General features: G+C 69.7%; 8 protein-coding genes. All 8 read right to left on the reverse strand.

What is annotated here, in order from left to right; all coding sequences use genetic code 11:
* Nucleotide 1: 1 nt before the first annotated feature.
* Complete coding sequence (locus ACWD10_RS32755) at nt 2–898, reverse strand: carbohydrate ABC transporter permease (protein WP_451097301.1); 897 nt, start codon at nt 896–898, stop codon at nt 2–4.
* The gene (locus tag ACWD10_RS32760; RefSeq protein WP_451097302.1) at nt 888–1,871 is read right to left on the reverse strand and encodes a carbohydrate ABC transporter permease; all 984 of its coding nucleotides are present in this window, start codon (nt 1,869–1,871) and stop codon (nt 888–890) included. Before ACWD10_RS32760 ends, ACWD10_RS32755 begins: the two co-directional genes overlap by 11 nt.
* Complete coding sequence (locus ACWD10_RS32765) at nt 1,868–3,166, reverse strand: ABC transporter substrate-binding protein (protein ID WP_451097303.1); 1,299 nt, start codon at nt 3,164–3,166, stop codon at nt 1,868–1,870. The genes ACWD10_RS32760 and ACWD10_RS32765 overlap by 4 nt, the downstream gene beginning before the upstream one ends.
* A gap of 25 nt (nt 3,167–3,191) precedes the next feature.
* Complete coding sequence (locus tag ACWD10_RS32770) at nt 3,192–4,787, reverse strand: FAD-dependent oxidoreductase (protein ID WP_451097304.1); 1,596 nt, start codon at nt 4,785–4,787, stop codon at nt 3,192–3,194.
* A 133-nt stretch (nt 4,788–4,920) separates the two neighbouring features.
* Nucleotides 4,921–5,994, reverse strand: coding sequence for a LacI family DNA-binding transcriptional regulator (locus ACWD10_RS32775; protein WP_451097305.1), 1,074 nt, complete (start codon nt 5,992–5,994; stop codon nt 4,921–4,923).
* A 135-nt stretch (nt 5,995–6,129) separates the two neighbouring features.
* Entirely contained in the window at nt 6,130–7,170 is a 1,041-nt protein-coding gene (locus ACWD10_RS32780; RefSeq protein ID WP_451097306.1) for an extracellular catalytic domain type 1 short-chain-length polyhydroxyalkanoate depolymerase, read from the reverse strand.
* Nucleotides 7,171–7,331: 161 nt separating this feature from the next.
* A complete protein-coding gene (gene glgB, locus ACWD10_RS32785; RefSeq protein ID WP_451097307.1) occupies nt 7,332–9,548 on the reverse strand; it encodes a 1,4-alpha-glucan branching enzyme in 2,217 nt (738 codons plus the stop codon).
* On the reverse strand, nt 9,545–10,915 hold the full coding sequence (locus ACWD10_RS32790) for a maltokinase N-terminal cap-like domain-containing protein (protein WP_451097308.1): 1,371 nt from the start codon (nt 10,913–10,915) through the stop codon (nt 9,545–9,547). The genes glgB and ACWD10_RS32790 overlap by 4 nt, the downstream gene beginning before the upstream one ends.
* Nucleotides 10,916–10,923: the final 8 nt, after the last annotated feature.

A 10,923-nucleotide genomic window follows, 5' to 3' on the forward strand; every position in this document is an offset into this window, starting at 1 on the left:
GCTAGCCTTTCAGGCCGCTGTTGACGATCGATTTGATGAACCAGCGTTGCGCCACCAGGAAGACCGCGAGGACGGGCAGAACGGTGAGCGTGCTCGCCGCGAGCTGGACGTTCCAGACCGGGGCGCCGTGGATGTCGACGATCTGGGTGAGCGCGAGCGGAAGCGTGAACATCTCCGCGGTACGCAGGAACACCAGCGGTTCGAGGAACGAGTTCCAGCTGTGCAGGAAGGACAGGAGCGCCACCGCCGACAGCGAAGGACCGGCGAGCGGCAGCGCGATCCGGAAGAACAGGCCGAAGCGCCCGAGGCCGTCGAGCCGTCCGCTCTCCTCCAGTTCGCCCGGAAGGCCGAGGAAGAACTGCCGCATGATGAACGTGCCGAAGACCGCGTTGGCGCCGAACACCGCCGGAAGGATCAGCGGCAGGTGACTGTCCGTCCAGCCGATCTCGGAGAACAGGCGGAACAGCGGGATGATGATGACCTCGCTGGGCATGAGCAGCGCGGTGAGCAGCAGTACGAACATGAGGCCCCGGCCCACGAACCGGATCCGGGCGAACGCGTACCCGGCCATCGCCGACACGATGACACTGCCCGCGGAGACGAGCCCCGCGATGTAGAGGCTGTTGAAGTACTGCCGGGCGAAGGGCTGGTAGTCGGAGATACGGGCGTAGTTCTCCCAGCGCCACTCGCTCGGCAGCAGCGACGGCGGGTACGAGAAGATCTCCGAGATCGGCTTGAGCGAGCTGCTCACCATCCACAGCAGCGGCGCGACGAACGGCACGGACAGGGCGAGCATCAGCCCGTACAGGAGACCCTTCTTGACCGCCGCCTCCCGGGAGCGGCGCCGGGCGGCGGCCGTCATCGCGGGACTGCTCGCCCTCATCGCCTCACTGCTCATGGAACACCCACTTCTTGCGCAACCACCACTGCACGGCGGTGAGGATCAGCACGGCGAGGAACAGCACCACCGCGAGCGCGCTCGCGTAGCCGAGCTCGAAGAACTTGAACGCCTGTTGGTAGATGTAATAGGCGAGCACCGTGGTGGAGTTGCCGGGGCCGCCGCGGGTCAGGACGAGGATCTGGCCGAAGACCTGGAGCGAGCCGATCACCGTGACGATCGCGGCGAGCAGCATGGTCGGACTGATCATCGGCAGTGTGATCCGGCGGAACACCGTCCAGGCGCGTGCCCCGTCGACCCGCGCCGCCTCCCGCAGCTCGGTGGGTACGGCCTGGAGGGCGGCGAGGAAGAGCACCATGTTGATGCCGACGCCCTTGAGCACCTGCACCAGGATCACGGAGAACATCGCGGTGTCCGGCTCGCGCAGCCAGTTGGGCCCGTCGACGCCCACCGTACGCAGCAGCAGGTTGACGCCACCGTCCTTGCTGAGCAGGAAGAACCACAGGATGGTCCACGCGATGATGGACACGACGGTGGGTGAGAAGAACATCGCGCGGAAGATCACGGTGCCCCGCATGCCCTGGTCGAGCAGGACGGCGAGGAGCAGCGCCAGACAGATGTTGAACGGCACCAGGCCGGCCGAGAACAGCGCGGTGTTCCTGGCCACTTCGACGGCCAGCGGGTCCTCGAGCAGGGCCCGGTAGTTGTCGCCGCCGATGAAACTGATCTCGCCGGTGAGGTTGTTGTACTTCGTGAAGCTGTAGTACACGACCGCGATGAGCGGGCCGAGCACGAAGGCGACGAAGCCGAGCATCTGCGGGGCGATGAGCGCGTACCCGGCGTACCTGTCCCGGCGGCGCCACTTCGGCGTCGGGTTCCGCGCGGGGGCCGCCCGGCGGGCCGACCGCACCTTGAGGGGTACGGTCGGCCGCGCGGACGCTGCCGGGGCCGGGGCCCTGCGGGTCAGGCTCACGAGCCCGACCCGAGCAGCGGCTTGATGGAGTCGCAGACGTCGGCGAGGACCTTGCCGGTGTCGGCCTTGGGCTTCCAGACCGCGTCGAGGGCGGCCCGGGTCTGCTCGTTGATCTTGGCGTACTGCGTGTGACCGGGCCGCACCTTGCCGGACTTCAGCGAGTCGAGGATGACCGTCTGCAACTGTTCCTTGCTGAGCAGCGGATTGGTCTTGGAGAGGGTCTCCGCGTCAAGCAGAGAGGTGCGCGGTGGCGGGAAGAACTGGCCGAGCTTCGCGGCGTTCTCCTTGTTGGTGGCGAAGAGATAGAACTCCTTGGCCAGATCCAGGTTCTTGCCGCCTGCGAAGACGCCCAGACCGGCCTGCCCGATCACCTGGTCACCGCCGCCCGGCCCGGTCGGCAGCGGTGCCGCGTCCCACTTCCACTTCACGTCGGCGAGCGGCCCGACCTTGCTCACCTGGGTGATGAACATGGCGGCCTCCCCGGAGAAGAAGTCGGCCTGCTCACCGGGTGCCGGGGTGGAGTGATCGTCGAAGGCCATCCGCCGGAACAGATCGACCGCCTCGGTCATCTTCGGGTCGGTGAACCCGCAGGAGTCCTTGTCGGGCCAGGGATGCGCCCCGTAGGCGTTCATCACCGGGTAGAGCCGGTCCCAGTTCTTGTAGTCGAACTCGTGCACCAGCAGGCCGTACCGTGCGGTCTTGGCATCGGTGACCTTCTTGGCCGCCTTGGAGAGCGCCTCCCAGTCCCACTCGCCCGCCGCGGCCAGCTTCGCCGGGTCGTCCGCCTTCGCCTTCGCCAGCGCGTCGGCGTTGTAGAAGACGGCGAACGGCGAGCTGGAGAACGGATAGGCGTAGAGCGAGTCACCCCGTTTCCACTGGCTGAGCAGCGCCGGTTCCAAGTCGTCGGCGGCATAGCCCTTTTCGGCCGCCATCGCGGGCGCCATGTCCACCAGGGTGTCGTTCTCGATGAAATCGGCCGCGTTCGTCTCCAGGATCCAGCCCAGGTCGGGCGGGTTCCCCGAGGCGAGCTGGGTGCTCAGCGCGGTGGTGTAGTCGGCCGGGTCGAGCGACTCGAACGTGATGCTCCTGACCTCGGGGTGCTCGGCCTTGAAGTCCTTCGCGATGCCGTTGAGCAGCGCGAGGTGGTCCTTGCTCGCCGTCCAGACGGCGATCCGCAGCTTGCCGTCACCGCCCGAAGCGCCGCCGCTCCCGCTGGAGCACCCGGCGGCCAGGGTGACGGCGAGGGCCGCCGCGAAGCCGACCGCCCGCATCCGCCGACGTTGCGTGCTCTCCATCCCACACACTCCTTCAACTACTCGTTCAGTAAGCGGATATGTCGGGCCAGCGCAGCTCGACGCCGTCGCCGGTGAGGCGGTCCTGGAAGTCGGCCAACAGACCGGGGGAGTTGCGCACGGCACGAGGGGAAACCCCGTGGCGCAGACAGTGATCGGCAAGGGCACCGGCCACCTCACCGACGTTCCACTCGACGGGATGCAGGCGGTACGCCCCATTGGTGATGTGCGTCGTGCCGATGGTCTTTCCGGCGGGCAGCAGGTTCTCCATCCGCCGCGGGATCAGCGCCCCCAGGGGAATCTCGAACGGACAGCACGCCACATCGAGGTAGTTGTCGCCGCCCGTGGAGGGATGCAGATCGATGCGGTACATCCCGACCCCGACCGTGTCGCCGTACGCCACCGCGCCCTTGTCACCCCGCACGGCGAGCGACAGATCCTGCTCCACCACCGTGTACTCGGCACGAATCCGCCGCGACTCGCGCATGTACGGCGCCTGCGCGAGCCCATCCGCCGACCCCGTCACATCACCGCGCAGCCGCAGCCCCGGAAAGCCGGTACCGCCGTCCGCCCGCGGAGCCTCCGTCTGCAACCAGTACAAGAAGGAGTACGACAACTCGCGTGCCGCCACGAGGTGTTGCTCCGCGTCGGGCACCTCGAAGACGGGACTCGGCAGATAGTCGATCATCGGCCAGTTGACCAGTGTGATGTCACTGTCGTACGCACCCGGGAGAAAGGTGCGCCGGGCCGCGATCCGCCGGAACGTCCACAGATCGCTGTCCCCGGCACTGACCCGCTGATCGGCGACGACGGCCAGCGGATCGTCGTCGGGATTGGGCGAGAAGGCGCGCTCGGTGACCTCTTTCGTACGCGGGTTGGGCGCCCTCAGCGAGAGCATCGGACCGCCCCAGAACTCCGGCTGATACGTGCGCCAGAAGTCATAGCGCTCCGGCCTGTCGATGGTGTGGTCCCCGTCGACGTGATCCACGGCGAAACACACCGAGGCGGCCTGCATATTGAGCGGCTGCGCCTCGTCCGGGGCGCTCGGCTCGCCGGTCTCGGACCCCGCCTCGAAGCCGGTCACGTACTCGGTGCCGGTGAGCGGCAGCAACTCACCCGTCTCCGTGGCGTCCAGAACGTACTCCGCGGCGATGGTGATCTCACCGCCGTCCACCCGATGGGCCACCGTCACCGCGGTGACCCGGTCGCCCTCGGTCCCGGCGGACACCGGACGGTACGGCTTAAGCACCCGCAGCCGCCCGCTGCCCCGATACGGGGCGAGCATCTCCTCGATCACCGCCACGGCCACCCGCGGCTCGTGACAGAGCCGACTCACGTGCCCCGCACCGGGGTTGAGCTCGCGCCAAGCCCGGGAGCGCGCGGTCAGCGGATAGTGCCTGCGGTAGTAATCCCTGATCCCCTCCCGCAGCGCCCGATAGCTCGCGGTGACCCCGAACCGCTCCACCCAGCTGTGCTCGTCCGGCGGTACGGCCTGACTCGTCAACTGGCCGCCCAGCCAGTCGTACTCCTCGGTCAGCACCACCCGCCGACCCGCGCGCAGCGCGGCCAGTGCCGCGGCGACTCCGCCGAGCCCACCGCCGACGACGAGGACCTCCGCTTCCATCTGTGCTCCCTCCGCTGGGCATGCAAGACATGCAAGACATGCAAGACACGCGAGACATGCGTGGGGCGCCGGTGTGGCGCGCTGATGGATCCACTGGATCCACTGGGCATGCGGCGGTGGGGGCGCCGATGGTTCAAGCGACGGCAGGTGGACCGAGGGTGGCGCCGGTGACCAGCTCACAGGGCAGCAGCCGCTGCGTCGTCCCGGCGTTCCCTTCGAGCATGTCGGCCAGGAGCTCGACCGCCTGACGGCCCATCTCCTCCCGCGGGATGCGGAACCCGGAGAAGTCCACATCGGTCGGTACGGGCGTGGTCGGATCCCCGAGCGTGACCACCGACAGATCGGCGGGCACGCGCAGACCCTGCCGCTCGGCCTCCGCCACCAGGTCCACGGCGGTGGCGAAGTGCTCGACGAGAACCACCGAAGCCCGCGCGGCCCGGAGCGCCACCAGAAGCTCACCGGCATCCCGCCCGCCCGACAACTCCTCGAGCACCACCCGCGCCCCGCTCCCCTTCACCTCCTCGGCGGCGTCGAGCAGCCCCCGCCGCCGATCCGCGGACGATTCCGCTTCCGCGGGCAGCCCGAGATAGGCAAGACGACGGTGACCGCGCTCCACCGCGAGCCGGACGATCTGCCCGACCGCGGTCGCATAGTCGACCCCCACATACGGCACCGGGCCACCGGCATCGTCGCGCCGCCCGATCGCCACGAACGGGTACTCCTCGGCGACCATCCGCGTCAGATCCTCCCGGTCGAGCGACCGCCCGAGCAGCAGACAACCGTCCGCGAGCCGCAGCCGGTTGTCCTCCCCGAGGGCGCGCCTGCGCCCGCCGTTCACGGAGGCCGCGCCGGAGGCACTGGTCAGCAACAGCAAGTCGCAGCCCGCGAGTTCGGCCGCCTCCTCTATGCCGACCAGGAACGGGTGGTAGAAGTCGTTGGTGGCGCTGGGGAACACCGCCTCGTACGTGAACACCCCGAGAATCCGGTTGTTCCGGGCGACGAGCCGCCTGGCCACGGGGTCGGGCACATACCCGGACTCCCGTATCACCCTCAGCACCCGCTCACGGGTCTCCTCCGGAATGCGAACGCCGGCCTTGTCCGCGGTGGTTCGCCCATTGAGCACGAGGGACACGGTCGGCTGACTGACACCGGCCATCCTGGCGATGTCCCGCTGCGTGATCCGTCGCCCCGGACGGCTACTGGCCACAACGCCTCGCCTCCGCTCCTCCGCTAATACGCATTAGCGCGGTCATGGGTCCAGTGTTGGCCGCCGCTCACGGGGGCGTCAATGACTCGTACAGCGCTAATACGAATTATCAGGGGAGCGGTAGCCTCCGTCGCTTCAGCGACGGGTAGTTGACCTGCCGAGCCCGAAGAACCCGGCGACCCAATGGCTCGAGCAGATCGAGTCCAGGAAGTGCGGGGCACCGGTGCTGCCGCACTGCTCGGGACCGGATCCCGGGTCGACGGGGGTGCCGTGATCGATGCGGGGCACGCGGTTCAGCTCGACGGCGACGGTGCCCGCCTCGGTGGCGTACTCCTCGTGGCGGGTGGAGTTGGGGCCGATCGTCGAGGTGCGGGTGGGTGTCTGGGACAGGCCGTGCAGCGCGGTCCACTGGTCCCGTAGTTCGTCGGCGTTGCGCGGTACGACGGTGGTGTCCTGGTCGCCGTGCCAGATGGCCATACGGGGCCAGGGTCCGGTCCAGGACGGGTGGGCGTCGCGTACGCGCTGGGCCCACTGGGCGGGGGAGAGGTCGACGCCCGGGTCCATGCAGACGAACGGGTTGTGGTCCTTGGTGCAGTCGTACGGGAGCCCGGCGACCACGGCCCCGGCCGAGAAGGCGTCGGGGTAGGTGGCGAGCATGACCGAGGTCATGGCGCCCCCGGCGGACAGGCCGGTGACGTAGGCCCGCTCAGGATCGGCACCGTAGGCGGAGACCGCGTGGGCGACCATCTGCCGGATCGAGGCGGCCTCGCCCTGGCCCCGCTGGTTGTCCGTCCGCTGGAACCAGTTGAAGCACTTCCTGGGGTTGTTCGCGGACGTGGTCTCCGCGAGGACGAGCAGGAACCCGTCACGGTCGGCGATCTCCACCAGCCCCGAGTTGTCGGCGTAGACCTGGGCGCTCTGGGTGCAGCCGTGCAGCGCGACGACCACGGGCGCCTTCGCGGGCAGCCCCGAGGGCCGGTGGACGTACATGTTCAGGTGTCCCGGATCGGGCCCGAAGTCCGGCACTTCGGTCAGGTCCGTGGCGGCGGTCGCGGCCCGCGCGGGGGCGGCTTGCGCGGGCGCGCCCGGAGGGGGCAACAGGCCGACTCCGACGGCGAGCAAGACGACGAGTAGGACGACGGCGAGCGGGCGGAACGGGCGGTGGGGGGATGGCATAGCGGCTCCCTCGGTGACATGCGGCTGTGCCGGGCCGCCCGCCGCGCACGGAGCTCGGGAGCGGTCCGGGTGTCCGGCACCGTAGGGGCCGACGGGCTACCTGGTGTATGGCGGCGCACACCACACTTGGGCGGCCGGGGGTGGCGGACCCGGTATGTCCGTCACCCGGGCCTCAGCCACAGTGTGGCCAGCGGGGGCAGTGTCACGCGCAGGCGGGCCGGGAAGCCTCCCGCGCCCTGGGGCTCCGGACGCAGCGGGCCGACGTTCCGTACCTCGCCACCCCCGTAGCAGGCCGCGTCGGTATTGAGCGTCTCGCGCCACGGACCGCCCGTCTCAGGCACCCCGAGCGCATAGTCGTGACGGACCACCGGCGAGAAGTTGCACACGGCGAGCAACGGCGTCCCGTCCGTGGCGAACCGCAGAAACGCCACCACGTTGTCCTGCGCCGCGTCCGCCGAGATCCAGGTGAATCCGCCCGGCACCGTGTCCTGCTCCCACAGGGCGGGCACGTCCCGGTACTGGTGGTTGAGGTCCCGCACCAGCCGCCGTACGCCCTCGTGGTCCGGTCGTGCGGGCCAGGCGGCGTCCAGAAGCCCCCAGTCCAGGCCGTGTTCCGCCGACCATTCACCTCCCTGTGCGAACTCCTGGCCCATGAAGAGGAGTTGCTTGCCGGGGTGGGCCCACATATAGGCCAGATAGGCGCGGTGGTTGGCGCGTTGCTGCCACCAGTCGCCGGGCATCTTCGAGACCAACGCGCCCTTGCCGTGGACGACTTCGTCGTGCGACACGGGCAGCAGGTAGTTCTCGCTGTACGCGTAGACCATGGCGAAGGTCAGCTCGTTGTGGTGGTACTGGCGGTGCACCGGCTCGTGCTTGATGTACTCCAGGGAGTCGTGCATCCAGCCCATGTTCCACTTCAGGCCGAAGCCCAGGCCGCCGAAGCCGTTGGGGCCGGTGTGATGGGTGGCCCGTGTGACGCCGTCCCACGCCGTCGACTCCTCGGCGATGGTGACCACTCCAGGACAGCGCCGGTAGACCGTCGCGTTCATCTCCTGAAGGAACGCCACCGCGTCCCGGTTCTCCCGGCCGCCGTGCTCGTTGGGCGCCCACTGGCCGTCGTCGCGCGAGTAGTCGAGGTAGAGCATCGAGGCCACGGCGTCCACCCGAAGGCCGTCGACATGGAACTCCTCGCACCAGTACGTCGCGTTCGCCACAAGGAAGTTGCGTACCTCGGTGCGGCCGTAGTCGAAGGTGAGCGTGCCCCAGTCGGGGTGCTCGGCGCGGCGCGAGTCCTGCGGCTCGTACAGGGGTGTGCCGTCGAACTCCGCCAACGCCCAGTCGTCCTTGGGGAAGTGCGCCGGAACCCAGTCCAGGATCACCCCGATGCCCGCCTGGTGCAGCGCGTCCACCAGGCATCGGAAGTCGTCCGGCGTGCCGAGCCGGGCCGTGGGGGCGTAGAAGCCCGTCACCTGGTAGCCCCACGAGCCACCGAACGGATGCTCCGCCACCGGCATCAGCTCCACATGCGTGAAGCCCAAGTCCTTGACGTACGACGGAAGTTGCTCGGCCAGTTCGCGGTACGTCAATCCTGGCCGCCAGGACGGCAGGTGCACCTCGTACACCGATACGGGCGCCTGATGCACGGGGCGATCGCCCCGGTGCGCCAGCCACGCGGCGTCTCCCCAGACGTGGGCCGACTCCGTGACCACGGACGCGGTCGCCGGAGGCGCCTCCGTGCGGCGGGCCATCGGATCCGCGCGCACCGTATGCGTACCGTCGGGGCGCGCGAGGTCGAACTTGTAGCGGTCCCCCTCGCCGGTGCCGGGGATGAACAGCTCCCACACCCCGGACGAGCCGAGCGAACGCATCGGGTACGCGGTGCCGTCCCAGTGGCAGAAGTCCCCGCACACCCGCACCCCTCGGGCATTGGGCGCCCACACCGTGAAACGCGTACCGGACACGCCTTGGTGAGTCATCGGGTGTGCGCCCAGGGCCTTCCACAGCTCCTCGTGGCGGCCCTCCCTGATCAGGTGCAGATCGAGTTCGCCCAGGGCGGGCAGGAAACGGTACGGATCCTGGACCCCGCGCTCCCGGCCGTCGTACGTCACCCGCAGCTCGTACGCGGGGATCGACGGGAGCGGCAGCACGCCCGAGAAGAACCCGTCCCCCACATCGTTGAGCCGCACGGCCCGCCCGTCGACGACGAGCGTCACCGCCTGCGCGTACGGGCGCAGGACCAGGAAGGACACGCCGCCGGGCATCGGATGCGCGCCGAGCAGTGCGTGCGGGTCGTGGTGCGTGCCCGAAAGCAGGCGCTTGCGGCTCTCCCCATCGAGCTCCACTGCTGCCGTAAGACTCATCGACCTCATCGACCTCATCGACCCTCCGCGAGACGTGCGATTGCCGCCATGGGCACGGGCAGCCAGTCCGGACGGTGCCTGGCCTCGTACAACGCTTCATACACCGCACGGTCCGTCTCGTACGCCCGCAAGAGCTCGGACTGCGCCCGCGGGTCCCACGCCGACTCGGCGGCATAGCCCGCGCAGTAGGCCTCCCGGCAGCGCTGCGCCCACTCGGGCCGCCAAGGGCGCCGGGCGTGGGCCGCGTAGTCGAAGGAGCGGAGCATGCCCGCCACATCGCGTACCGGGGCCTGGGCGTGCTTGCGCTCGGCGAGCGGGCGGGCCGGTTCGCCCTCGAAGTCGATGACGAACCACCGGTGCCCGGCCCGCAGGACCTGGCCGAGATGCAGATCGCCGTGGACCCGCTGGGGCGGGCGGCCCAGGCCGCGTACCGCGACGGCGTCGTACGCGGCCTTCAGGCGGGACACGTACGGACCGAGCGCCGGTACCTGGCAGGCGGTGGATTCCAGGCGCTCGGTCATCGCCGCGGCGAGGCGGGCGCCCCCGCGCCGGTCCGGGCGGCCGGGCCCGAAGACCTGCGCAAGCGCCAGATGCACCTCGGCCGTGGCGCGCCCCAGTTCGTACGACTCGTCGGTGAAGTCCTTGCCCGCCGTGAGGGATTGGAGCGCCAGCGTCCAGCCGTCCGTCGCCTCGCGCAGGAACGGCTGGAGCACCCCGAGCGTCGTCATGCGCGGCTCGCTGGTCCAGAACCAGGCCACGGGGGCGGGCACGCGTGCGCACCCCTCGCGGGCAAGGGCCCACGGAACCTCCAGGTCCGGATTGATGCCGTACTGGATGCGGCGGAACACCTTCAGGATGAAGGAATCCCCGTACACCAGCGAGGTGTTGGACTGCTCCCCGTCCGGCAGCCGGGGCGCGAGCCCGGCGGGCACCACGGTCTTCCCGTCGTTCTCGAACCGGAGCGGCCCCACCGCGCCCGGGGCCCGGAGACGTTCGAGGAGCAGCCCCGCCGACCGGGGGTCCAGGAGGGCGTCGTACACGGTGAGCCCCGCGAGCGGGCCCGAGCCGGGCCGCCCGATCGCGGCGTGATGGAGCCGGGGCGGCAGGGTCTCGCACACGCCGAGCAGCAGTTGGTAGCAGTGCTCGGACGACCCGGAGTCCCTGGTACGGATCAGCAGGTGCAGACAGCCCGGGTGCAGCTCGGTCATCGACACCACGGACAGATCCGTGATCGACCGGCCCTTGCCCGCGTACCACCGCTGCTTCGGCAGCCACTCCCGCAGCGGCCCCGCCAGCGAGGTCATCAGCTGCGGAGGACCGGCCGGCGCGCTCTGGAGCAGGGGAGGGCGGAGGCTGTCGTGCGACTGCTGTGCGGTCTTCAGCATGCTGCGCC

It is taken from the genome of Streptomyces sp. NPDC002851 (assembly GCF_053591935.1).

Excerpts from the sequence above, each read along its gene's own strand:
- ACWD10_RS32765 (WP_451097303.1), bottom strand. The coding sequence starts at position 3,166 with ATGGAGAGCACGCAACGTCGGCGGATGCGGGCGGTCGGCTTCGCGGCG.
- glgB (WP_451097307.1), bottom strand. The coding sequence starts at position 9,548 with ATGAGGTCGATGAGGTCGATGAGTCTTACGGCAGCAGTGGAGCTCGAT.
- ACWD10_RS32755 (WP_451097301.1), bottom strand. The coding sequence starts at position 898 with ATGAGCAGTGAGGCGATGAGGGCGAGCAGTCCCGCGATGACGGCCGCC.
- ACWD10_RS32790 (WP_451097308.1), bottom strand. The coding sequence starts at position 10,915 with ATGCTGAAGACCGCACAGCAGTCGCACGACAGCCTCCGCCCTCCCCTG.
- ACWD10_RS32770 (WP_451097304.1), bottom strand. The coding sequence starts at position 4,787 with ATGGAAGCGGAGGTCCTCGTCGTCGGCGGTGGGCTCGGCGGAGTCGCC.
- ACWD10_RS32780 (WP_451097306.1), bottom strand. The coding sequence starts at position 7,170 with ATGCCATCCCCCCACCGCCCGTTCCGCCCGCTCGCCGTCGTCCTACTC.